Origin of the sequence: Marinobacter sp. M1C, from assembly GCF_023314135.1 — a bacterium.
Taxonomy (GTDB): Bacteria; Pseudomonadota; Gammaproteobacteria; order Pseudomonadales; family Oleiphilaceae; genus Marinobacter.
Map to the genome: position 1 here is coordinate 4710243 of NZ_CP092289.1, position 23099 is coordinate 4733341.

Below are 23099 nucleotides of genomic sequence, written 5' to 3' on the forward strand. Positions count from 1 at the left end.
GTTTAGCAAAACCAACACCGGCCCAGCTCTACCATCAGTCGCATCGTGATCTGAATGACACCTTGCAGCAAGCGATGTGGATGGCCTCTAGATGTCTGATGGTCAACGGCGAATGAATCCGAATCCATTGTCCGATCAGGAGATCCGGGATCTGGCCCGATCCGGCAAACCTTCGCACATGCGTTTCAGTGCATTCTCGGTGGCGAAACGCGTTGGCGATGGGAACGATCTCCTTGACCTACGGATCACCCAGTGTATGTGCGATGGCATCGCAGATATCAATGGGAAGCCAAAGCTTTAGGCCGCTCTCATCGATAATCTCGAAATCATCACCGCCCCGGCTAAGGTAAAACGCCTTCGCGTCATTGTCTTTTGCGTCAATCACCAAGCCGACACCCCCGACTCGTTTGGAGATCTCTGATGCTTCTTTGATCGCAAAGGTGAGAAGGCGCTTTCCGTAGCTGGAGCCCTTGTATCGATTGTCGACGGCCATTTTTGCAAGGAGTAGCGCAGGGACAGGGTTTTTCAGTTTCCGCTTCCGCGCAGGCTTGCACTCAACGGGTAGGTCAAAGCTTGTGTAGGTTAGCGTGATGTACGCCATGATCCTGTTTGGATCGGAGGGGGCTTCTATCACGAATGTTCGGGTTATTCGCTTGTCAGATGAAGCTCTTGCGCTGTGAGACAGGAATTCATTCAGGTCAGCATAACCGCAATCAAAAGCCTTGCGGTTATGGCGTTTCTGGATCGGCGTGAGCCTCGTTTGTTGCGTCAGTGTCATTTACGGACTCCTTGTAGTCGAGCGCATCCTGCACGAGCTTGCTAGATGGCTTCCGAGGCTTCCGATCCAAGATTTCCAGCATCCTATTTCCTGTCTCAACAGAAACCCGAATGCGGGTAATCCGATCCACCACCTCTTCAGCTTTTGAGCGGGCTGAATCAATGAGAAACTGGCTCATTGTCATCCCAGATAGCTCAGCAGCTTGCGCGATAAATTGCTGCGTTTGTATATCCACTCGTGCTACGAGACGGGGATCTTTACCCGCCTTATTAGTCTGAGTTTTCATTCCCATGCTCCCCGTATTTATATGACTTCCCGACCGAGCGTTTTTTCTAAAATGGCCCTTATTTGGTCAGTGTCGAAGGCGATGATAACAAGAGTTCTCATCTATGTCAATTTGTGTGACTAAACGGCACACAGGTTTTAGGGGCTGTGGACTTGAAGAGGTCCGGCCTGCGGCCTTCAACGACCAGATGTGTTGCTCTGGTGAGTCAAATTAATTGGGAGCGTCTGCAACCCTCTTGTGGGTGGCGCTAAAAAATAAAGTTGGTAACTTTGTCCCAGTGTTACGCTCCTTATCGACAGCAGATCAGTGACTTACCCCATTAGTTACCAACTTTATTACCTTGTCACCAACTTTATTATCACGCCACAAATCACCGCTAACGCCAATCCAAATCATTCCACCGTCACGCTCTTCGCCAGATTCCGCGGCTGGTCTACATCAGTGCCCTTAAGCACGGCCACGTGATAAGACAGAAGCTGTAGCGGCACCGTGTACACGATGGGCGCGGTAATCTCGTGTACCGACGGCAGTGACAACACGTGCAGACCTTCTTCCGCCTTCACATTGGCTTGAGAGTCTGCAAACACAAACAGTTCGCCGCCGCGGGCGCGAACTTCTTCAAGGTTGGACTTGAGCTTTTCCAGCATCGCATTGTTCGGGGCCACGGTGACGACCGGCATGTCGCTGTCTACCAGCGCCAACGGGCCGTGCTTGAGCTCGCCGGCCGGATAGGCTTCGGCGTGTATGTAGGAAATTTCTTTCAGCTTCAGGGCACCTTCCAGCGCCACCGGGAACAGAGAGCCGCGGCCCAGGAACAGGCTGTGGACTTTGTCCATAAAGGCCCCAGACAGCTCGGCGATGGCGCTGTCCAGAGCCAGAACCTGCTCGACCTGCCCCGGCACCTTATGAAGCGCCTCGACGATTTCGGCTTCGCGCTCTTCGCTCAAGCCGTTGTGGCGCGCCAACGCCAGAGTGAAAATCAGCAACGCGGTGAGCTGGGTGGTGAAGGCTTTGGTGGAGGCCACACCGATTTCCGGGCCTGCCTGGGTCATCATCACCAAATCAGATTCGCGCACCAACGAGCTGCCGGGAACATTACAAATGGCCAACGCCGCGCGGAAGCCGGCTTTTTTTGCCTGGCGTAGGGCAGCCAGAGTATCGGCGGTTTCACCGGATTGAGAAATACACAGGAACAGGGTGTCCGGCTGAATCACATGCTTGCGATAGCGGAACTCGGAAGCCACTTCTACCGAGCAAGGCACACCGGCCAAGTCTTCAATCCAATAACGGGCCACCATGCCAGCGTGGTAACTGGTGCCACAAGCAATAATCTGTACGTGTCGCACGTTCTTGAGCAGGTCTCCAGCGGACGTTCCCAGCGCTTGTTCCAATACTTTTTTGGCTGTAACCCGGCCTTCCATGGTGGCTTTGATTACACGCGGCTGCTCAAAGATTTCCTTCAGCATGAAGTGGCGATATTCGCCCTTATCAGCGGAATCGCTGCCGTGTTCAAAGCGACTCACTGTGCGTTCTACCACTTGCCCTTCACGGTCGCGAATATCCATGCGGTCGCGGCGAATGTCGGCCATATCGCCTTCTTCTAAAAACATGAAGCGGTCGGTAACCGGCAGCAGCGCAAGTTGGTCAGATGCGATGAAGTTCTCGCCGATGCCTACACCAACCACCAGCGGACTCCCTTCGCGGCACACGACCATGTGATCGGGTTCATCGGCGTGTATGACCGCCAGGGCGTAAGCGCCGCGCAGATGGCTGATCGCCTGGCTAACCGCTTGATACAGATCGCCGGTGATGCGGTATTTTTTCTCGATCAGGTGGGCGACCACTTCGGTGTCGGTTTGCGAGGTGAATTCGAAGCCCTCGGCTTTCAGTTCCTCGCGCAGCTCCTGATAGTTTTCGATAATGCCGTTGTGCACGATGGCCAATCGGTCGCCAGACATGTGTGGATGTGCATTTATCTGCGAGGGCGCACCGTGGGTGGCCCAGCGGGTGTGGGCGATGCCCACAGAACCTGCCGGCGGATTGGCAGCAATGGCTTCAGCCAAAGCCGCTACTTTGCCCACTTCGCGGGCGCGATGCACCTTTGCTGCGGAGTCAATCACGGCCATACCCGCTGAATCGTACCCGCGGTATTCAAGGCGACGCAGTCCCTCAAGAAGTATGCCGTGAACATCCCGTTCTGAAACCGCACCTACAATGCCACACATGCTGTTTGTCCTGTTCGTCGTATAAATTGTCGTGAAAACGGTGTAAAAGTTTTGAAAAGCAGTGAAAAGAAATCGTGCTTAGTGTTTTTTCGGCTTTTGCCAGCCGGGTATATTGCTCTGGCGTCCGCGGGCAACCGCCAGTTCCTGCTCTGCGACATCTTTGGTGATGGTCGAGCCTGCACCGATCGTGGCGCCAGCGCCAATAGTGACTGGTGCGACCAAGGCACTGTTGGAGCCGATAAACACGCCATCGCCCAACACCGTCTGGAACTTGTTCACACCATCATAGTTGCAGGTGATGGTACCTGCACCCACGTTCACGCCGGCACCCAGCGTAGCATCGCCGATGTAGCTCAGGTGGTTAATTTTGCTGCCTTCACCCAAGATGGTTTTCTTGGTTTCAACAAAATTACCCACTTTGGTGTTGGCCGCTAACTGTGTACCCGGCCGCAAGCGCGCAAAGGGTCCAACTTGGGCGTTTTCACCCACACTGGCTTGCTCAATCACGCTGTAAGCGTGAATCTGCGCGCCGTCAGCTATGGTCGCATCGGTGATCACGCAGCCTGGGCCAATAGACACATGGCTACCTAAGGTCACCTTACCGATAAACACCACGTTGACATCAATCAGCACGTCGTTACCAATGCTAAGCTCACCGCGCACGTCTATCCGCGCCGGGTCCGCCAAGGTGGCTCCTTCTGTCATCAGGCGTTCGGCTTCGCGGCTTTGATACCAGCGCTCAAGCTCAGCCAGCTGCACACGGTTATTCACACCTTGTACTTCAAACGCATTGCTCGGTTGAGCAACGTTGACCATCATGCCCGCCTGCACCGCCATGGCGATGATATCGGTCAGGTAGTATTCACCCTGAGCGTTGCTACTAGAAAGCTGTGGCAACCAGGTTTTCAGATGCCGAGCGCTGACGGCAAGGATGCCGGTGTTCACTTCGCAAATCGCCAGCTGTTCCGCATTGGCGTCTTTTTGTTCCACGATAGCGGTTACCTGGCCTGCACTATTGCGCAGAATACGGCCGTAGCCCTGGGGGTTATCCAGAGTGACCGTTAGCAGCCCGAGGGTTTTTTCATCCAGGTTCTGAACCAGCCCTTGCAGCGTATCCGCCGTGGTCAGCGGTACATCGCCGTAAAGCACCAGCACTCGCGCATCATCCGGTAAGTCTGGCAATGCTTGGGCAACGGCATGTCCGGTGCCTAGCTGTTGCTTCTGCATAACCCAGCTGACGTTATGGTCCGCAGAGGCGGCTTTTACCTGATCGGCACCATGGCCAATCACCCCGTGAATCCCCGCCGCGCCCAAGGTTTGGGCGGTTGCTATTACGTGGTGCAGCATGGATCGCCCGGCAACCTTGTGCAGCACCTTTGGCAGCGATGATTTCATCCGGGAGCCCTGGCCTGCGGCCAGAATAACAACGTGCAGCGGTGACATGAGGTAACTCATCCTTTGTGGTCAGACTCTGTTTAACGGTGATGCAGATAATAAAAAAGCCGCATCCTTGCAGTGGGTGCCGGCATTGCACTCACCAAATACGGTGACACAACACCCGCTACCCACGCGGGATGCGGCTTGTTCAGGGCGAGCCCTGCCGAACGCTGTTAACGAACGTTCTTACGCAGTTTTTGCAATGTGCGTAGCTGAGCGGCGGCTTCTGCCAGTTCGGCCGCGGCACGGTAGTACTCGAACTCGCCCGTTTTATTCGCCAGTGTCGCTTCGGCGTCTTTCTGGGCCTGCAATGCTGCGGCCTCGTCGACGTCTTTCGCGCGCACCGCCGTGTCGGCCATCAGGGTGACAAGATTCGGCTGTACTTCCAGGTAGCCCCCGGACACGTACAGAATTTCTTCCTCACCACCTTGCTTGATGATCCGCACAGCGCCCGGTTTGAGTGCAGACAGCAGCGGAGCATGGCCTAACCGAATGCCCAACTCTCCCTCTGAGCCAGTAGCGATTAGCATCTCTACCAGACCGGAGTAAATCTTCTTTTCAGCGCTTACGACGTCGCAATGTACAGTCATAGCCATTATCTAAGCCTCTTGGGTCAGAAATTGAAAGAGATTTACTTACTTTCTTTCAATTTCATAGCCTTCGCTTTTTCGACGGCTTCGTCCATGGTGCCGACCATGTAGAACGCCTGTTCAGGCATATCGTCATAGTCGCCATTGAGGATGCCTTCGAAGCTGCTGATAGTCTCTTTCAAAGACACGTATTTGCCCGGTGAACCGGTAAATACTTCAGCAACGTGGAATGGCTGAGACAGAAATCGCTCAATCTTCCGGGCACGGGATACGATCTGCTTGTCATCTTCCGACAGCTCGTCCATACCCAAAATGGCGATAATGTCTTTCAGTTCCTTATAGCGCTGCAGAACGTTCTGCACACCACGGGCAACCGCGTAGTGCTGCTCACCAATCACCAGCGGGTCTAGCTGGCGCGAGGTGGAGTCAAGCGGGTCGATCGCCGGGTAAATACCCTTGGAAGCGATGTCACGGCTCAGTACCACGGTGGCGTCAAGGTGGGAGAAGGTGGTGGCTGGTGACGGGTCGGTCAGGTCATCCGCCGGTACGTATACCGCTTGGATGGACGTGATGGAACCGCTTTTAGTGGAGGTAATACGCTCCTGCAACTCACCCATTTCTTGGGCCAGCGTGGGCTGATAGCCTACTGCGGAAGGCATACGGCCCAGCAGTGCGGATACTTCGGTACCGGCCAAGGTGTAACGGTAGATGTTGTCTACGAAAAACAGTACATCACGGCCTTCGTCACGGAACTTCTCGGCGATGGTCAGACCGGTCAGGGCAACACGCAGACGGTTTCCCGGGGGCTCGTTCATCTGGCCATAAACCATCGCTACTTTATCAAGAACGTTGGAGTCCTTCATCTCGTAGTAGAAGTCGTTACCTTCACGAGTCCGCTCACCAACACCGGCAAATACGGAGAGACCGGAGTGCTCTTTCGCAATGTTGTTGATCAATTCCATCATGTTAACGGTCTTGCCTACACCGGCGCCGCCGAACAGGCCTACTTTGCCGCCCTTGGCAAACGGGCAGATCAGATCGATAACCTTGATGCCGGTTTCCAGCAGGTCTGCAGATGCAGCCTGATCAGCATAACCGGGTGCTTTGCGGTGGATCGCCCAACGCTCTTCTTCGCCAATTGGGCCCTGTTCGTCGATAGGACGACCCAGAACGTCCATGATGCGGCCAAGAGTCTTGGTGCCCACAGGTACTGAAATCGGCTTGTGTGTGTTTTCTGCTTTCAGGCCGCGCTTCAGGCCCTCGGTGCTGCCCATCGCGATGGTACGTACAACGCCGTCGCCCAGCTGTTGCTGAACTTCCAGAGTTGTTTCGCCACCTTCAAGCAGCAGTGCGTCGTAAATGCCGGGCACGGCATCACGTGGAAATTCCACGTCGATAACCGCGCCAATGATCTGAACGATGTGTCCGCTACTCATGCTCGGTTCCTCGCTATCTTCATAGTCAATAATACCAGTAGGATTGTGGCGAATCAGACCGATGCCGCGCCGCTCACAATTTCCGAAATCTCTTGCGTAATGGCTGCCTGACGAGCTTTGTTGTATACCAACTGCAGGTCTTTAATAATGTCACCGGCGTTATCGGTAGCACTCTTCATGGCAATCATCCGGGCAGCCTGTTCGCAGGCCAGATTTTCTACCACTCCCTGATAAACCTGGGACTCAATATAGCGTGGCAGCAGCGCATCCAAAATCGGGCGCGCATCCGGCTCGTAGATGTAATCCCACTGGTGACCGATGTCGTCTTCTTTGCCTTCCGGCAGCGGCAGCAATTGCTGTGCTTTCGGCATTTGCGTCATGGTATTGACGAATTCGTTGCTAATCAGGTACAACCGGTCGATCTTGCCGTCCCGGAAAGAATCCAGCATTACCTTAACGTTACCGATCAAAGCTTCCGCGCTGGGAGCGTCACCGATGTGCGTAAGAGCCGCAACCACGTTACCGCCGTAGCTGCGGAAAAATGAAGCGCCCTTCTGCCCAATTGCGCAAAGATCAATCGCAACATCTTTATTTTTCCAGTCACGCATTTCACGCACCAGAAGTTTGAACGCGTTGCTGTTCAAACCACCGCACAAGCCGCGGTCAGAAGAGATAACGATGTAGCCTACACGCTTCACCTCACGCTCAAGCATGAACGGATGCCGATAATCTTTGTTGGACTTGGCAATGTGTCCAATTACCTGGCGCATCTTTTCCGCATAAGGCCGAGTCGCCCGCATGCGTTCCTGAGCTTTGCGCATTTTACTCGCCGCCACCATTTCCATGGCGCTGGTGATTTTTTGCGTGCTCTTGATGCTGCCGATCTGATTACGTATTTCTTTTCCGATGGCCATAGGTCACTGCCCTTTCAAGTTAGACACTCATTTGGACCAACAGGCCCGCCGCAGCGGGCCGGCGCTGTTACCAGGTTTGAGTGGTCTTGAATTTCTCCAGCGCAGCTTTCAGGCCAGCGGCAACGTCATCGTTGTAGTTGCCGGCAGCACCGATTTTCTCAAGCAGATCTTTTTGCTCGGCACGCATCCAATCCAGCAATTGTGCTTCGAACTCAACTACTTTGGTGACATCTATGTCATCAAGGAAGCCTTCGTTAGCGGCATACAGAACGGTCCCCATTTCAGCCACAGACATCGGGCTGTACTGGTTCTGCTTCATCAACTCGGTAACGCGCTGGCCGTGCTCAAGCTGATTACGGGTGGCTTCGTCCAGATCCGAGGCGAACTGGGCAAAAGCCGCCAGTTCACGGTACTGAGCCAGAGCCAGACGAATGTTACCGCCCAGTTTCTTCATAATCTTGGTTTGAGCTGCACCACCTACCCGCGATACCGAAATACCCGCGTTCATCGCCGGACGGATACCGGAGTTAAACAGGTTGGTCTCGAGGAAGATCTGGCCATCCGTGATAGAGATTACGTTGGTCGGTACGAAAGCCGACACGTCACCTGCCTGGGTTTCGATGATCGGCAGCGCGGTCAAAGAACCGGTTTTACCTTTCACTTCACCGTTGGTGAACTTTTCAACGTAGTCCGCATTCACACGGGAGGCACGCTCCAGCAGACGGGAGTGCAAATAGAACACGTCACCCGGATAGGCTTCACGACCTGGCGGACGACGCAACAGCAGAGAGATCTGGCGGTAAGCAACAGCCTGCTTTGACAGGTCGTCGTACACAATCAGAGCGTCTTCGCCACGGTCACGAAAGTATTCGCCCATGGTGGTGCCGGAATACGGTGCCAAAAACTGCATGGCTGCCGGATCTGCCGCGCCTGCGGCGACCACGATGGTGTGATCCATCGCGCCGTGCTCTTCCAGCTTGCGCACAATCGCGGCGATCGACGACTGCTTCTGACCGATGGCAACGTAGATACACTTGATGCCGGAATTCTTCTGGTTGATGATCGCGTCGATGGCAACAGCGGTCTTACCAATTTGGCGGTCACCGATGATCAGCTCGCGCTGGCCACGGCCAACCGGAACCATGGTATCGATCGCTTTCATACCGGTTTGAATAGGCTGGTCAACCGACTGACGTTCGATAACACCCGGTGCTACCTTTTCAACCGCATCAGTCAGGGTGGTACCCAGCTCGCCCTTGCCATCAATAGGATTGCCCAGACCGTCTACAACGCGGCCCATCAATTCCGGGCCAACCGGAACTTCCAGGATACGTCCAGTGCAACGAACTTTCTGGCCTTCAGCCAGATCTTCGTAATCACCCAGAACTACGGCGCCAACAGAGTCGCGCTCCAGGTTCAGAGCGATGCCGAATTCGCCGTTGGCGAATTCGATCATTTCGCCCGACATAACGTCGGCCAGACCGTGGATAAGCACAATCCCGTCTGCTACAGACAGAATGGTGCCTTCATTTTTTGCTTCAGAAGAGATATCAAGTTTTTCGATTCTCTTCTTGATGATGTCACTGATCTCGGATGGATTCAGTTGCTGCATGCCAATATCCTCAAACCTTGTGCTGAAATCAGGAGCCCAGAGCGTCGGCCAGCTTAGTCAGCTTTCCGCGTACAGATGCGTCAATCACCATATCGCCAGTGCGGATAATCACACCCCCAATCAGTGATTTGTCTAATGACGCTACGAGTGATACTTGCCGCTCGAGCTTTTTCGAGAGTGCCTGGGCGAGCTTGTTTTGCTGTTCGTCCGTCAGTTCAAAGGCTGCGGTCACTTCGATATCAACCGTGCGCTTCAGATTAGCCCAGTACGTGTCGAAGAGCGCCGCAATCTCGGTAAGAAGAACGAGCCGGCCGTTTTCAGCCAGCACGGCAAAGAAGTTGCGTACCTGTTCCGAGTCGCCGGCTTCAGCAACCTCTAGAATCATGTTTGCCTTCTTCTGCTCTTCCAGACCCGGATTCGCGAGAAGCTGTCGAATGTCTTTAATCGCAGTAACCTGTCCGGCGATCGTCAGTACCCGGTGCCACTCAGCAAGCTGGTCGTGCTCCCGGGCTACAGAAAATGCTGCCTTTGCGTAAGGACGGGCCAGCGTTCTCAGTTCTGCCATGATGAACCTCGTCGTTTAAAGTTCTGCCGCCAGTTTTTCCAACATTTCGTTGTGCTTGGAGGCATCGACAGAGGTTTCAAGAATCTTCTCGGCACCCGCAATGGCTATGACGCCAATTTCTGCACGCAGCGCCTCACGAGCCTGATTCAGTTCTTGTACAATTTCGGCCTTGGCCTGCTCAATCAGCTTCTCGCCTTCTTTGCGGGCGTCATCCTTGGATGCTTCCACAATTTGGGCAGCGCGCTTGTTAGCCTGCTCAATAAGGCCGGCGGCCTGCTGCTTGGCTTCACGCAGTTCCTGAGCTGACTTTTCCTGCGCCAGTTCAAGGTCACGTTCCGCACGATCTGAAGCAGCAAGTCCGTCAGCGATCTTCTTTTGTCGTTCCTGCAAAGCGGCAATGACCGGAGGCCAGACCATCTTCATGCAGAAAACAACAAAGATAAAGAACGCGATGGCTTGACCAAGAATCGTCAAATTAATGTTCACGTCTTCACCTCTCGCCTGTTATGTAAGAAAACACCTTTCCGGAACATTCCGGTGGCGATTCGATTAACCGGCAAGCTGGCCAACAAACGGGTTGGCGAAGGTGAAGAACAGTGCAATACCAACACCGATCATGGTTACAGCATCCAGCAGACCTGCAACGATAAACATTTTGACCTGCAACATCGGGGTCATTTCTGGTTGGCGCGCGGCGCCTTCCAGGAACTTGCCACCCAGAATACCAAAGCCGATAGCGGTGCCCAGTGCGCCCAGGCCGATCAGCAATGCAACAGCAATCGCGGTCATTCCAACTACAGTTTCCATGATAACTCCCAGTTTTCAGTTTAGTTTTTCAGTTTAAGGGTTAGGGGTTTAGAACTACGTTTTCAATACAAAATCAATGACTGTCTTCGTGCGCCATACTGAGGTACACAATGGTCAGCATCATAAAGATGAAGGCCTGCAACGTTATGATCAGTATGTGGAAGATCGCCCAGGGTACAGACAATGCCCACTGCGCCCAGAAAGGCAGCAGAGCAATCAGAATAAAGATCAGCTCGCCTGCGTAGAGATTACCAAACAGACGCAGCGCCAGTGAAACTGGCTTGGCCAGCAGGCTGACACCTTCCAGAAGCAGGTTGATCGGAATTAGCACAAGCTTCAGGAAAAAATTGTCAGATGAGAACGGGTGCAGCGTAAGTTCGCCCACGAAGCCGCTCACACCTTTGATCTTGATGCTGTAATAGATAATCAGCACGAATACTGACAGCGCCATGCCCAGGCTCACGTTGATGTCCGTAGTCGGAACGATCTTCATGAACGGGAAACCTGCGAGAGTAAACAGATGCGGAATGAAATCAACCGGTATCAGATCCATCAGGTTCATCAAGAAAACCCAACAGAAAATAGTCAGTGCCAACGGTGCAATAACGGCATTTTTTCCGTGAAACGTTTCTTTAACGCTGGTATCAACAAACTCGACCATCACTTCGACGAAGTTCTGGAGGCCGCCGGGAACCCCGGAGGTTGCCCGCTTGGCGGCAAGACGGAATACAAAAAGAAACAATGCGCCAAGACCGATGGCCCAGGCCATGGTATCTACGTGAATTGCCCAGAAGCCCATATCGGCAGCTTCTTTGGACGTTTGTGCAATGGTCCAGGATGTTTCAGAAAGCACAGTACCGTCAAAACGTTCGTAATCTACCGGCAGCTGCCCATAGGTCAGGTTCTGGAGGTGATGCTGGATATACTCGGATGCGGTTTTGCCTGCCATATCGTTCTCTCAGGTCCTGTTAGCGTCGCTGCGTGCTGTTTACCAAAAACGGCGTGAACCAGTTGGCGACCAGCATGATCGCAAATGTTAAAAAAAGTGCCGCTACGTCAAGCGGCTGAATCCATTTAAATACCACCGTAAACGAGATGGCGCACAGAATGAGCTTTCCGGACTCACCCTGATAAAAAGAGCTTATGATCTTTTTGGCAGACCGCGCGCCGGAGTAGCGGAACGCCTTAAACGCAAAATAACCGTGGGGCAGCAGAAAAATGAGACCGCCCAGAAGCGCTGAATAACCGGAAACCTGACCACGCAACAAAAATGCCAGGCTGACCAGGACAAGTACCACACTTTCTATTGCCAACCATCGTTCGATGGGCGGGCGTTGAATGCCACCCAAAGTTGGTTTGGCCATGTTTGTCCTAGGACTTGGTGTTTTTAACCGATGCCGCATGAAAAATGAACAGACACACTGACATTAGCGCCGCGAATTGTATATGTTCAATGTGCATGAATCAACAAAACCCGAACCGCGACAGGCCGTGAGAAACGGCAGAATAACCAGGTCTGGCTCTTATCCGACACAAATAGGCGTTAGCTTAGTTTTCGCCACTATATATTGTGTATAACAGCAGCCTCATACTTTGGGAGGGGGCTCGAAAGTTCAAAAGACCTGGCAATTTAACGGATGTGACCCAAAATGCCATCAAGCTCATCAAGTGAACTGTACTCAATCACCAACTTGCCCTTGCCACGCTGACCGTGATTAATAGCCACCCGTGCGCCCAGACGCTCGGCCAGATCGTCCTGCAAAGCCCGGATATTTGGGTCTACCCTGGGCTTGGCCATTGTGCCGCTATCGGGTTTCTCCTGCTGCAGCTGACGCACCATAGCTTCGGTTTGGCGCACCGACAATGAACGTGCCACCACCTGCCGGGCAACCTGCATTTGCTGCTCTGGCGCCAGAGTCAGCATGGCGCGGCCATGGCCCATTTCAAGATCGCCATGTTCCAGCATCAGCCGCACATCTTCGGTCAAGCCAATCAGGCGCAGTAAGTTAGTAATGGTGGTCCGTGACTTGCCGACTGCTTCGGCCACTTGAGCCTGAGTCAGCCCGAATTCGTCCTGTAAACGTTGCAGGGCAAACGCTTCTTCGATGGGGTTCAGGTTTTCGCGCTGAATGTTCTCGATCAGGGCCATAGCGATGGCCGCTTCGTCTGATACGTCCCGGATAATAGCCGGTATCGACTCCAGGCCTGCCATCTGGGCGGCGCGCCAACGGCGCTCACCCGCGATCAGTTCAAAGTGTTCGGCGGCCAGAGGGCGTACCACAACTGGCTGCATCACGCCTTGCTGGCGAATGGAGTCGGCCAGCTCTTGCAGGGCTGCCGGGTCCATATCGCGGCGCGGCTGATAGCGGCCACGCTGAATCAAATCCAGAGCAATATCCCGCAACTCGCCGTCTTGGCTGGCCGGTGTCTGCTCCAGATTTACGCGGGAATTCGCTAGTAGGGCTCCTAGTCCGCGCTCCCCAAGTCCTCGTTTTTTCGCCGCCATGGTGTCAGCCACTGTTTCCGTTAATGTCCATCAAATTGCGTTTTGCGTTGGCGGCATCTTACACCGCAACCGCGTCAGATGCTTTCTTTGCTCCGTGCCGGCGAACCATTTCACCCGCCAAAGCCAGGTAGGCAATAGCGCCTTTCGAGGCTTTGTCGTACTTCAAGGCAGGCATGCCATGGCTGGGCGCTTCCGCCAGGCGCACGTTGCGGGGAATGACGACGCGGTACACTTTATCGCCAAAAAATTCGGTGAGCTGGCCAGACACATCCCGCGTCAAACTGCTGCGGGGGTCGTACATAGTGCGCAGAATGCCCTCAACCTGCAGATTAGGATTTACCGTTTCCTGAATCTGCTGCACCGTGTTCATTAGCGCTGCCAGGCCTTCCAACGCGTAATACTCACATTGCATCGGAATCAGAATGGAATCGGCGAACGACAGCGCGTTCACCGTCAACAGGTTCAGCGATGGAGGGCAATCAATCAACACGTAATCGTAGTTGTCGCGAAGCGGGTTCAGGGCTTGGCGCAGGCGATGCTCGCGGCCGATTTCCGTCATCAGCTCCACTTCAGCTGCGGTCAAATCACCGTTACCCGGCATGATGTCGTAACCGCCCATCTCGTTATAAATGATGATCTCACTGGCGCTGGCACGCTTGGTGAGCAAATCATAACCAGAGAGTTGCAGGGCGTTTTTATCAATGCCGCTGCCCATGGTGGCATTGCCCTGGGGGTCCATGTCTACCAACAGCACCCGGCGCTTGGTCGCGGCCAGAGATGCGGCAAGGTTGACGCAGGTGGTGGTTTTACCCACACCGCCTTTCTGATTGGTCACCGCAATCACGCGCGCCATCGCTTGCCTCCCATGTCGGAATTGATTGTTGGTCAGAGGATCAGCGCTGCTGAATTCCTCAGTGTGGGTGTCCGTTGCGGCCAATAATCAGCACGTTACGTTCACCCTCTACGCCGGGCACTGCCAGCCTATAAAACGAGTTTACCTGCCAACCACGGCCAAGGGCAGCCACTTCATCATCGGGATACTGGCCTTTCATGGCAATAAACTCACCGTTACCTGCCAGCAGGTGGTCGCACCAGTTCACTTGGTTGTCCAGTGCGGCAAATGCACGGCTGCTGACCTGGGTAAACAGCTCACGGGGCTGGTACGCCTCGGCGCGACTGTGAATAACGTCCAGATTGCGCAATCCCAACTCCAGCACACACTGCTTAAGGAAGCGGGTTTTCTTACCGTTACTGTCTAGCAGAGTAAAGCGCGTGTCTGGCAAGGCAATGGCCAGCGGAATTCCCGGCAAACCGCCACCAGCTCCAACGTCCAGCAAGTGGTGGGTGGTCACAAACGGCAAAATGCTGAGGCTGTCCAGCAGTTGCCGCGACACCATCTCGCGTTCATCACGCACAGCGGTCAGGTTGAATGCTTTGTTCCATTTAGCCAGCAACGCCAAAAATGCCAGCAGCTGTCGCTGTTGGCTGACGTCGAGCTTGAGCTCCATTTGCGCCAGGCCTTCGTCAAGCTGACGCTGCCATACTGAATTCTGTGCCATTTACGCGCTCTGCTTGCGCAACAAGTCGCGCTTTTTCATATGCACCAGAATCTGGCTTATGGCGGCTGGTGTAACGCCTTGAACTCGGGATGCCTGGGCGACGGTTTCGGGTCGCACGGCTCCTAGCTTCTGCTTGATTTCGTTGGATAACCCGCCAATTATGCCATAATCCAGATCGACTGGCAGCGCGGTGTTCTCATTTTTGCGCAGGCGCTCGATCTCATCGGCTTGGCGCGAAATATAGCCTTCGTACTTAATTTCGATTTCAACCTGGTCAGCCACTATGGCGTCATCGGCCCGATATTCCGCGATATCGGCAATGTGAGCGTACACGATTTCCGGGCGCCGCAGCAGCTCGGCCAACGTGTGGTCGCGGCCCAGGGGCTGCTTCAAATACTGATTGGCGCGCTCACCCGCGGCGGTGTTCGGGTGCACACGCGTGCCTTCCAGGCGACTGCGTTCGGTGCCTATGGCATCGCGCTTGGTGTTGAATTTACTCCAGCGTTCGTCGTCTACCAGACCCAGTTCACGGCCGCTGTCGGTCAGGCGCAGGTCAGCGTTGTCTTCGCGCAAAATAAGTCGGTATTCGGCGCGGCTGGTGAACATGCGGTAAGGTTCGGAGGTACCCATGGTGATCAAGTCATCCACCAGTACACCAATATAGGCCTCATCACGGCGCGGATACCAGGCGTCTTTTTCCTGCGCCTGACGTGCTGCGTTAATGCCCGCAAGCAAGCCTTGCGCTGCCGCTTCTTCGTAACCGGTAGTACCGTTAATCTGGCCGGCGAAATACAAACCCTGAATGAACTTGGTTTCCAGGGTGTGGCGTAAATCCTGCGGGTTCAGATAATCGTATTCAATGGCGTAGCCCGGGCGCATGATGTGGGCCTTTTCAAAACCCGGAATTGACTGCACTGCCCTAATCTGGATATCAAACGGCAAGCTGGTGGAAATGCCGTTGGGATAAAGCTCGTGCGTGGTCAGGCCTTCAGGCTCGACGAAAATCTGGTGCGAGCTCTTATCGGCAAACCGGCTTACCTTATCTTCTAAAGACGGGCAGTAGCGTGGGCCAACACCGCCAATTTTGCCGGTGAACATCGGCGAGCGGTCAAAGCCGCTGCGGATGATGTCGTGGGTTTCTTCGGTGGTACGGGTGATATAACAGCAAACTTGCCGTGGGTGTTCAGCGCGGGAACCCATAAACGACATAACCGGCGCTGGGTCATCGCCCCACTGTTGCTGCATCACTGAAAAATCTACGCTGCGGGCGTCAATGCGCGGCGGCGTGCCAGTTTTCAGCCGGCCAACGTTAAACGGTAACTCCCGCAGGCGCTGAGCCAACGCATTGGCCGGAGCATCGCCAGCACGGCCACCGGCGTGATTTTTCATACCAATGTGTATGATGCCGCCCAAAAAAGTACCGGTGGTTAGAACCACTGTTTTTCCCAGGAAACGGATGCCGGTCTGGGTGACTACGCCGGTTACCCGCTCGTTCTCCACAATCAGGTCATCGGCGGACTGCTGGAACAGAGTCAAATTAGGCTGGTTTTCCAGTATTTCACGGATGGCCGCTTTGTACAGAATGCGGTCGGTCTGGGCGCGGGTAGCGCGCACGGCGGGGCCCTTGCGGCCATTCAACACGCGAAACTGGATGCCGGCCCTGTCGGTGGCACGGGCCATGGCTCCGCCTAACGCGTCAATTTCTTTTACCAGATGGCTTTTACCGATACCGCCAATGGCCGGGTTGCAGGACATCTGCCCCAGGGTCTCAATGTTGTGGGTCAGCAACAGGGTGTGTGAGCCCATGCGCGCCGCTGCCAACGCGGCTTCGGTGCCCGCATGGCCACCACCAATAACAATTACATCGAAACGGGTCGGAAAATCCACAAATCACCTCAAACAACGGGAACAGAATCGAGTAAAAACGAGGCCGCGAGTATAACGCCTCGGCTGTTAAATTGCAGTCGGGATGTGCAAATTTTAACCAGTTACGGTACGCCTTAACAAAATTCCTCAGCGGCCTCAGAAATGGCCGTGAAACTGGCTAGATTTCAACCGCTTGTCAGACCTAGTTCAAGTCCGTCACTATAAAGTTATCCACAGATCAACGCATATGTTTACTGCCCTTATTAACAGCATAACAACTTGTTTTTTCTACCTTTAAAAAAACAAATTCAATTGCTGCCTGAAGCTTGTTCACTTATTTATCCACATGGTTGACGGCTGATTCCTGCCCTCTGTAGCGGCGAATCCGTAACACCAGCGGCAGCACCAGCAGATTCACCACAGACAAGATCAACAGAAACAATGGAATACTCAAACCGGCAATTCCCAGCAGCAGCATACCCGCCAGTGCACTGACCACCATAAACAACGAATTGATGACGTTCAGCGCGGCGATAATGCGGGCGCGTTTATGGGCCTCGGTGGCACTCTGAATATAAGCGTACAAGGGCACAATAAAGAGCCCACCAGCGGCGCCAATCAACACCAGATCGACCAGCAGCCTCCAGTATTCAGGTTGGCTCAGTAACAACCACCAGGTGGTTGGCACGGCGCTGGCCGGCAGTGCGAAAAACAGATCGATACCCGGTAAGGTTAAACCCAGGGCGCCCCAGGGCACGGGCGTCAGGCTGACACTGTGGTGGGTTAGCCGCTCACACAACACCGAACCACTGGCAATTCCGACAATAAACAGTGACAGCAACAAGGTAACAACGGTTTCATCGCCCTGCAGATGCAGCCGGGCAAAATTGGGAAACTGGGTTAGATAGGCTGCGCCCAAAAACCAGAACCAGGAGATGGCCAATATCGCCAGCAACACCGAGCGCTGTTCGGCGGCCACCGCCATCAGACGCCAACTTTCCCGCAGGGGCTGCCAGCGCATGGGGCTCATTGATTTTGATAGTTCCGGCGCGGCTGTCGCGGGTATTTGGCGCGCGCTCAAGTAGCCCAATAGCGCCATGATGACCACGGCAAAGGCTATCAGCGGAGTTGCCAGGGGCAAACTGGCCAGTACGCCGGCGGCAATGGTGCCCAGCAGTATGGCCACGAATGTGCCGCCACTCACCAGACCATTACCACCCACCAGCTCGCTGGGCTCCAGCACCTGGGGCAAAATGGAATATTTGACCGGGCCAAAAAAAGCGGACTGGGTGCCCATCAAGAACAGCAGACACAGCAATACGCCGTACCATCCTTGCCACAACGCTAACGCCGCCAAGGTCATGATGACGATTTCTGCGGCTTTCACCCAGCGAATAATACGGGCTTTTTCGTGACGGTCAGCCAACTGGCCAGCCAGCCCGGAAAACAGAAAATAGGGCACAATGAACAAAAATGCAGCCAAATTAACCACCAGGTCCACCGGCAGGCCAGCCCAGCCTGCGGTGGTGAAGGTGATCAACAGCAAGAGCGCGTTCTTGTAAAGGTTGTCGTTAAAAGCGCCGCTGAACTGGGTCAGGTAAAACGGCAAAAATCGCCGCTGGCGCAATAGCTGAAACTGACTCGAGCTGCTACTCGAACTGATATTAGTATTGATATCAGGACTGCTCACTGAGCGCTTCCAACTTTCGTTCAACAGCGTTGGCAGAGCTGGCAAAGCGCGCCAGCAGATTGTATAGCACCGGCACAATAAACAGCGTCATGCTAGTGGCAAACACAAGTCCCCCCAGTATGACCACGCCAATGGCGGCACGGCTTTCGGCGCCGGCACCGGTGGCCAGTACCAGAGGAATAGCACCAAACACCGTAGAGATGGTGGTCATCAGCACCGGGCGGAAACGCAACACTGAGCCTTCCACAATGGCGTCGCGTACCGAATAGCCCTGATCCCGCAGTTGATTGGCAAATTCAACAATCAAAATGCCGTTTTTCGCCATCAACCCCAGCAACATAATAATGCCAATCTGACTGTAAATATTCAGGCTGATACCGGTCCACCACAGGGCCATAAGTGCACCGGTAATCGACAAGGGCACCGACAACATGATAATTAGCGGATGAATCCAGCTTTCAAACTGCGCAGCCAACACCAAAAATACAATCAAAAAGGCCAAACCAAAGGTGATAAAAATGGCCGATGAAGATTCCTGGAACTCCCGCGACAGCCCGCGATAGCTTACCCGCGCTTCCGGCGGCAGGATGTCCATCGCCAGGGTGTTCAGGTAATCCAGCGCGGAAGCCAGATCATAACCGTCAGCCAGGGAGCCGCTGATCACCACCGCTGGCAACCGGTCGATGCGGCGCAAATCCGGATTGGCGCCGATTTCTTCCCAGCTCACCAACGCCTGCAAAGGCACCATCTGCCCGCCTTCCCGCGGGCGCAGGAAAATCTGGCCCAGGTCTTCCGGCGTGGCACGGTCAGCATCTGCGGCCTGCACCACCACATCGTATTCGCGGCCACGGTCAATGTAAGTGGTCACCTGGCGCGAAGCCAGCATGGTTTGCAGGGTTAAACCCACGTCTTGCACGGTAATGTCCAGGTCGGCAGCGCGCTCGCGATCTACGTTTACCCGCAATTCCGGTCGGGTCAGTTCGAAGTCGGTTTCCAGGCTGAGAAGGTTCGGGTTCTGTTTCGCCCGTTCAATCAGTTCTTCGCTCCAGGCCTGCACCGATTCGTAATCCGGCCCCGCCACCACAAATTCCACCGGCTGGCTAAAACCGCGCTGGCCCAGGCCTGGCGGGTTGATGGGAATAACCCGCGCGCCGGAGATCTGGCTCATTTTTTGGCGAATCTGATTGGTCACATCCTGCTGTTTGATGTCACGCTCGTTCCAGGGTACCAGGCCCATGATCATAAACCCGCGGTCTTCCTCACCCCGAAAGCCCACAATGGACAGCATCCGGCTGGCGACGCCGTCTTCAATATAAGGTAACAGCTGAGCTTCAGCCTGACGCACGTAGTGGTCGGTGAATTCCACGGTGGCGCCGCGGGGAGCGCTGACCGGCATGATAATGGTGCCACGGTCTTCGGTCGGCGCCAGCTCTTGCGGCAACTGGGGATAAATAACACCGGCGGCCACCAGCCCCGCCAGCCCTAATCCCAACCACAAACCGGGCTGACGCAGGGCAAATTCCAATCCCCTGCGATAGCCACTGGCAAGACCATCAAGACTTTTTTCAATGACCGCCCAAAAACCCTTGGTCTGCCCGGCCTTGGGGCTAGGGCGCAGCCATTTTGAGCACAACATGGGCGCCAGAGTAAGCGCCACCAAGCTGGAAAACACCACCGCGGCGGCCAAAGTAAAACCGAATTCGGCGAACAATCGGCCTACGTTGCCACCCATAAAAGAAATGGGCACGAACACCGCCACCAAGGTAACGGTGGTGGCAATCACCGCAAACGCCACCTGGCGCGCACCGTAATAGGCCGCCAGCAACGGCGCTTCACCGTCATCAATGCGGCGCTGAATATTTTCCAGCATAACAATGGCGTCATCTACCACCAGGCCAATGGCCAGTATCACTGCCAGCAATGTCAGCACGTTGATGGAAAAACCAAGAAAACCCAGGCCGATAAAAGCACCAATTACCGCGACTGGAATGGTCACTGCCGGGATCAAGGTGGCACGCCAGGAACGCAAAAACAAAAAAATGACAAGAATTACCAAGGCCACAGAAATGGCCAGGGTGGTTATAACCTCTTTGATCGACGCACGAATAAACACCGATTCGTCGTAGCTTTCCGAGATATTCACTTCTGGGGGCAGAGTTTCGCGGATCTGCACCAGCTCTGCCAATACCGCGTCAGACACCGCCACTGTATTGGCTTTGGATTGGCGGATAATGCCTAGGCCTATGGAGGTTTGGCCGTTGGCACGTAAGGTGCCAGAATCATTTTCCACGCCCATCTGCACATTGGCCACTTCGCCCAGGCGCAGCAGGTCGTTACCGGAGCGTCGCACCACAAGGTTACGAAACTCATCAACAGTGGTCAGCCGGCCCTCGGCGCGCACAGTAAAGTTGCGGGTAGAAGACTCTACCGAACCGGCAGGCAATTCGACGTTATTGGCCCTTAACGCTTGTTCCACCTCGGCGACGGTAACGTCCCGCGCGGCCAGCTTTTCCCGGTCTAGCCATACACGTATGGCGTAGCGCCGTTCGCCTCCAATACGCACATCCGCCACACCATCCAGCACCGAAAAGCGGTCTGCCAGAACACGGTCGGCGTAATCGCTCAATTCTGCGCTGTCCCACACGTCACTGCGCAGGGTGATCCACATCATTGGGCGAGCGTCGGAATCGGCTTTACTTACCACCGGTGCGTCGGCTTCTTCCGGCAACTGGTTGCTGATGCGCGATACCGCATCGCGCACGTCGTTGGCGGCAATGTCGATATCGCGGCTGGTGTTGAATTCAATACTGGTGCGGGATTCGCCCTGTTCGGTGGACGATTCAATAGAGCGTATGCCTTCGATACCGCTGATGGCGCCTTCAATCAATTCGGTGATCTGAGTATCCACCACTTCGGCGGCGGCGCCGGTGTAATCGGTGCTGATGGACACCACCGGCGGGTCGATATCCGGGTATTCGCGCACCGGTAGCCCCATTAACGCAGTCAAACCAAACACCACAATCAACAAACTCAATACCGTGGCAAATACAGGTCGCTTGATAGATACATCGGACAGCACCATGACTTAAGACTCCCCGCCGTTGTCTGCGCCTGCGCCGGAAATAAAGCGGTTAGCGGGCAGCTGTGCGTCAGGATTCGGCGACACTCGTTCACCACTGCTCAAACGATCCTGACCGGTCACGACAACCTCGGCGCCGTCTTCCAGGCCCTCAGTCACTTCTACCTGGCCCGGCAGACGTGCGCCCAGGCTCACAGTCAGACGCCGGGCGATGCCATCTTCAGCCACGAACACGTAGCTGTTATCACCGCGCACGATCACCGCTTGTTCAGGAATCACCAAAGACTGGCGCTGCTGCAGAGTCAGGCTGGCCGACATGAACTGGCCCGGGCGCAGGCGACCATCGGCGTTGTCGATCAGCGCGCGCACCGCCAGCGAACGGTTGAGCTCACTCACCCGCGAATCCAGCGCCACCAACTCGCCGCCAAACGCCTGCCCTGGGTAGGCCGGAGACTCGCCTTGCACTGCCAGGCCAACCTTAAGCTGGCCCAGGTAGCGTTCCGGCACCGAGAAGTTCAGTTCCATACGGCGGGTACTGTCGAGTGTCGCAAGGCGGGTGCCGGCGGTAACGTAAGCGCCCAGGCTGATATCACTGAGACCAATAATACCGGCAAACGGGGCGCTGATGCGGTGATTTTCCAAATTTACTTTAGCCGCTACGCGCTGTGCCTGAAGCACGTCGGCGGCGGTGCGCAGCTCGTCCATCTGGGCAATAGCGATGCTGTTACTGGTGCTTAATTGGCGGGCGCGATCGTATTGGCGTTTGGCGTCAGCCAGGCGAGCCTCAATAACCTGCAAGTCGGCCTGAGCCTGGCGGTCGTCCAAGCGTAACAGTACGTCACCTTTGGCCACTCGCTGTCCGGGCTCAAGATTTAACTGCACCACCCGGCCGCTGAGTTCAGTGGTCAAAGCAATGGAATCTTCAGCCTGCAGATTACCCACCGCTTTTACCCGGTCGCTCACCGTGGTGCGCTCCGGAAAGGCCACAGCCACCGATGTGGGCGCCCGCTCGGGGGTGCTAGCGGTACCCACATCGGTGTTACTGTTGTAATACTGCACCAGCCAAGCCGCTGCAAGAGCAGCCGCCAGTAGCGCCACCGCAATCAACCATTGCTTCATAATTAATCAGCCTGTTTCTTTTCAATTGGCTCACAGCCATTCACGCTGCACTGGCGATTACGGTTGTTTTTGAATGACCAAAACCAGTTCGCCCACATCAATACCCCACTTACTCATGGTGGTCTGATTGATCAGCGTATCTGGCGTTACCAGGTACATCCAGTCGTCCATGCGCACCTCAAGGGTGCCGTCGCCATAGGCCACCTCCAGTAGATAATTCATGTGTATCGCATTGCCCGACCAGCGCATGGTGCCGGCTTCGGTAACGTCACCGGCGGTGGCGCGATAACTATCGCCGTCTGGCGTTAAGGTCCATACCCGGGTTTGTACTTCGCCATCATCAAAGCGGAACACCTCGTCTAACGTGCCCACGCCCTGCTCGGTCCATGATGCCGTGATATCCGCGTCAAAGGTACGAATAACAGCGCCAGACCAGTCTTTGACCACTCCGTGGGCAGACAGATTGCCAGCGAAGAATTGGTCGGGCACTAACGCTGGTGAGCGATCTTTATAATCATCCAACGATGGGCCGGCACAGCCGCCAAGCGCAAAGAACGGTAGCAGTATCCACAGTCGACTCCAGCCCCATACACGGCCGAAACACAAAATTTTCATCATTCTTACACTCCC

At 54.9% G+C, this 23099-nt stretch carries 21 protein-coding genes; all 21 read right to left on the reverse strand.

Annotation, left to right across the window (positions count from 1 at the left end):
* Positions 1 to 238: 238 nt before the first annotated feature.
* The 21 genes from MIH19_RS22240 to MIH19_RS22340 all read right to left on the reverse strand — a co-directional run bounded on the left by MIH19_RS22240 (position 239) and on the right by MIH19_RS22340 (position 23087).
* The gene (locus tag MIH19_RS22240; protein ID WP_249006923.1) at positions 239 to 778 is read right to left on the reverse strand and encodes a GNAT family N-acetyltransferase; all 540 of its coding nucleotides are present in this window, start codon (positions 776 to 778) and stop codon (positions 239 to 241) included.
* Positions 729 to 1064, reverse strand: a complete 336-nt coding sequence (locus MIH19_RS22245; protein ID WP_249006924.1) for a DUF1778 domain-containing protein — start codon at positions 1062 to 1064, stop codon at positions 729 to 731. The genes MIH19_RS22240 and MIH19_RS22245 overlap by 50 nt, the downstream gene beginning before the upstream one ends.
* A gap of 392 nt (positions 1065 to 1456) precedes the next feature.
* A complete protein-coding gene (gene glmS, locus MIH19_RS22250; protein WP_249006925.1) occupies positions 1457 to 3289 on the reverse strand; it encodes a glutamine--fructose-6-phosphate transaminase (isomerizing) in 1833 nt (610 codons plus the stop codon).
* A 78-nt stretch (positions 3290 to 3367) separates the two neighbouring features.
* Positions 3368 to 4732, reverse strand: a complete 1365-nt coding sequence (glmU, locus tag MIH19_RS22255) for a bifunctional UDP-N-acetylglucosamine diphosphorylase/glucosamine-1-phosphate N-acetyltransferase GlmU (protein WP_249006926.1) — start codon at positions 4730 to 4732, stop codon at positions 3368 to 3370.
* A 167-nt stretch (positions 4733 to 4899) separates the two neighbouring features.
* The gene (locus MIH19_RS22260; protein WP_249006927.1) at positions 4900 to 5322 is read right to left on the reverse strand and encodes a F0F1 ATP synthase subunit epsilon; all 423 of its coding nucleotides are present in this window, start codon (positions 5320 to 5322) and stop codon (positions 4900 to 4902) included.
* Positions 5323 to 5357: 35 nt separating this feature from the next.
* Complete coding sequence (gene atpD, locus MIH19_RS22265) at positions 5358 to 6752, reverse strand: F0F1 ATP synthase subunit beta (RefSeq protein WP_249006928.1); 1395 nt, start codon at positions 6750 to 6752, stop codon at positions 5358 to 5360.
* 53 nt (positions 6753 to 6805) lie between these two features.
* Positions 6806 to 7666: a F0F1 ATP synthase subunit gamma gene (gene atpG, locus MIH19_RS22270; RefSeq protein WP_249006929.1), complete on the reverse strand. Its 861-nt coding sequence runs from the start codon at positions 7664 to 7666 to the stop codon at positions 6806 to 6808.
* A gap of 67 nt (positions 7667 to 7733) precedes the next feature.
* A complete protein-coding gene (gene atpA / locus MIH19_RS22275) occupies positions 7734 to 9278 on the reverse strand; it encodes a F0F1 ATP synthase subunit alpha (RefSeq protein WP_249006930.1) in 1545 nt (514 codons plus the stop codon).
* A gap of 28 nt (positions 9279 to 9306) precedes the next feature.
* Positions 9307 to 9843: a F0F1 ATP synthase subunit delta gene (locus MIH19_RS22280; RefSeq protein WP_249006931.1), complete on the reverse strand. Its 537-nt coding sequence runs from the start codon at positions 9841 to 9843 to the stop codon at positions 9307 to 9309.
* A gap of 15 nt (positions 9844 to 9858) precedes the next feature.
* Positions 9859 to 10329 carry a F0F1 ATP synthase subunit B gene (locus tag MIH19_RS22285; protein ID WP_249006932.1) on the reverse strand — a complete coding sequence of 157 codons (471 nt, stop codon included), beginning with the start codon at positions 10327 to 10329 and terminating at the stop codon, positions 9859 to 9861.
* A gap of 63 nt (positions 10330 to 10392) precedes the next feature.
* Entirely contained in the window at positions 10393 to 10650 is a 258-nt protein-coding gene (atpE, locus tag MIH19_RS22290; RefSeq protein ID WP_026224019.1) for a F0F1 ATP synthase subunit C, read from the reverse strand.
* 73 nt (positions 10651 to 10723) lie between these two features.
* Entirely contained in the window at positions 10724 to 11599 is an 876-nt protein-coding gene (gene atpB / locus MIH19_RS22295) for a F0F1 ATP synthase subunit A (protein ID WP_249006933.1), read from the reverse strand.
* A gap of 19 nt (positions 11600 to 11618) precedes the next feature.
* The gene (locus MIH19_RS22300; RefSeq protein WP_249006934.1) at positions 11619 to 12014 is read right to left on the reverse strand and encodes a F0F1 ATP synthase subunit I; all 396 of its coding nucleotides are present in this window, start codon (positions 12012 to 12014) and stop codon (positions 11619 to 11621) included.
* Positions 12015 to 12280: 266 nt separating this feature from the next.
* Complete coding sequence (locus MIH19_RS22305) at positions 12281 to 13156, reverse strand: ParB/RepB/Spo0J family partition protein (protein WP_249009069.1); 876 nt, start codon at positions 13154 to 13156, stop codon at positions 12281 to 12283.
* Positions 13157 to 13214: 58 nt separating this feature from the next.
* Positions 13215 to 14009 carry an AAA family ATPase gene (locus MIH19_RS22310; RefSeq protein WP_249006935.1) on the reverse strand — a complete coding sequence of 265 codons (795 nt, stop codon included), beginning with the start codon at positions 14007 to 14009 and terminating at the stop codon, positions 13215 to 13217.
* Between the two features lie 58 nt (positions 14010 to 14067).
* Positions 14068 to 14715: a 16S rRNA (guanine(527)-N(7))-methyltransferase RsmG gene (gene rsmG / locus MIH19_RS22315; protein ID WP_249006936.1), complete on the reverse strand. Its 648-nt coding sequence runs from the start codon at positions 14713 to 14715 to the stop codon at positions 14068 to 14070.
* A complete protein-coding gene (gene mnmG, locus MIH19_RS22320; protein ID WP_249006937.1) occupies positions 14716 to 16602 on the reverse strand; it encodes a tRNA uridine-5-carboxymethylaminomethyl(34) synthesis enzyme MnmG in 1887 nt (628 codons plus the stop codon).
* Positions 16603 to 16915: 313 nt separating this feature from the next.
* Positions 16916 to 18271: an MFS transporter gene (locus MIH19_RS22325; RefSeq protein WP_249006938.1), complete on the reverse strand. Its 1356-nt coding sequence runs from the start codon at positions 18269 to 18271 to the stop codon at positions 16916 to 16918.
* Entirely contained in the window at positions 18258 to 21353 is a 3096-nt protein-coding gene (locus MIH19_RS22330; protein ID WP_249006940.1) for an efflux RND transporter permease subunit, read from the reverse strand. Before MIH19_RS22330 ends, MIH19_RS22325 begins: the two co-directional genes overlap by 14 nt.
* A gap of 3 nt (positions 21354 to 21356) precedes the next feature.
* Positions 21357 to 22469, reverse strand: a complete 1113-nt coding sequence (locus MIH19_RS22335) for an efflux RND transporter periplasmic adaptor subunit (protein ID WP_249006941.1) — start codon at positions 22467 to 22469, stop codon at positions 21357 to 21359.
* Between the two features lie 57 nt (positions 22470 to 22526).
* Positions 22527 to 23087, reverse strand: coding sequence for a DUF3833 domain-containing protein (locus MIH19_RS22340; RefSeq protein WP_249006942.1), 561 nt, complete (start codon positions 23085 to 23087; stop codon positions 22527 to 22529).
* Positions 23088 to 23099 lie beyond the last annotated feature (12 nt).

What these genes read in the sequence shown, in the direction of transcription:
- MIH19_RS22330 (WP_249006940.1), bottom strand. Translation starts at nt 21,353, where the DNA reads ATGGTGCTGTCCGATGTATCTATCAAGCGACCTGTATTTGCCACGGTA.
- rsmG (WP_249006936.1), bottom strand. Translation starts at nt 14,715, where the DNA reads ATGGCACAGAATTCAGTATGGCAGCGTCAGCTTGACGAAGGCCTGGCG.
- MIH19_RS22260 (WP_249006927.1), bottom strand. Translation starts at nt 5,322, where the DNA reads ATGGCTATGACTGTACATTGCGACGTCGTAAGCGCTGAAAAGAAGATT.
- atpB (WP_249006933.1), bottom strand. Translation starts at nt 11,599, where the DNA reads ATGGCAGGCAAAACCGCATCCGAGTATATCCAGCATCACCTCCAGAAC.
- MIH19_RS22280 (WP_249006931.1), bottom strand. Translation starts at nt 9,843, where the DNA reads ATGGCAGAACTGAGAACGCTGGCCCGTCCTTACGCAAAGGCAGCATTT.
- atpE (WP_026224019.1), bottom strand. Translation starts at nt 10,650, where the DNA reads ATGGAAACTGTAGTTGGAATGACCGCGATTGCTGTTGCATTGCTGATC.
- glmS (WP_249006925.1), bottom strand. Translation starts at nt 3,289, where the DNA reads ATGTGTGGCATTGTAGGTGCGGTTTCAGAACGGGATGTTCACGGCATA.
- MIH19_RS22310 (WP_249006935.1), bottom strand. Translation starts at nt 14,009, where the DNA reads ATGGCGCGCGTGATTGCGGTGACCAATCAGAAAGGCGGTGTGGGTAAA.
- MIH19_RS22245 (WP_249006924.1), bottom strand. Translation starts at nt 1,064, where the DNA reads ATGAAAACTCAGACTAATAAGGCGGGTAAAGATCCCCGTCTCGTAGCA.
- MIH19_RS22340 (WP_249006942.1), bottom strand. Translation starts at nt 23,087, where the DNA reads ATGATGAAAATTTTGTGTTTCGGCCGTGTATGGGGCTGGAGTCGACTG.
- MIH19_RS22300 (WP_249006934.1), bottom strand. Translation starts at nt 12,014, where the DNA reads ATGGCCAAACCAACTTTGGGTGGCATTCAACGCCCGCCCATCGAACGA.
- MIH19_RS22335 (WP_249006941.1), bottom strand. Translation starts at nt 22,469, where the DNA reads ATGAAGCAATGGTTGATTGCGGTGGCGCTACTGGCGGCTGCTCTTGCA.
- MIH19_RS22240 (WP_249006923.1), bottom strand. Translation starts at nt 778, where the DNA reads ATGACACTGACGCAACAAACGAGGCTCACGCCGATCCAGAAACGCCAT.
- MIH19_RS22305 (WP_249009069.1), bottom strand. Translation starts at nt 13,156, where the DNA reads ATGGCGGCGAAAAAACGAGGACTTGGGGAGCGCGGACTAGGAGCCCTA.
- glmU (WP_249006926.1), bottom strand. Translation starts at nt 4,732, where the DNA reads ATGTCACCGCTGCACGTTGTTATTCTGGCCGCAGGCCAGGGCTCCCGG.
- atpA (WP_249006930.1), bottom strand. Translation starts at nt 9,278, where the DNA reads ATGCAGCAACTGAATCCATCCGAGATCAGTGACATCATCAAGAAGAGA.
- atpG (WP_249006929.1), bottom strand. Translation starts at nt 7,666, where the DNA reads ATGGCCATCGGAAAAGAAATACGTAATCAGATCGGCAGCATCAAGAGC.
- atpD (WP_249006928.1), bottom strand. Translation starts at nt 6,752, where the DNA reads ATGAGTAGCGGACACATCGTTCAGATCATTGGCGCGGTTATCGACGTG.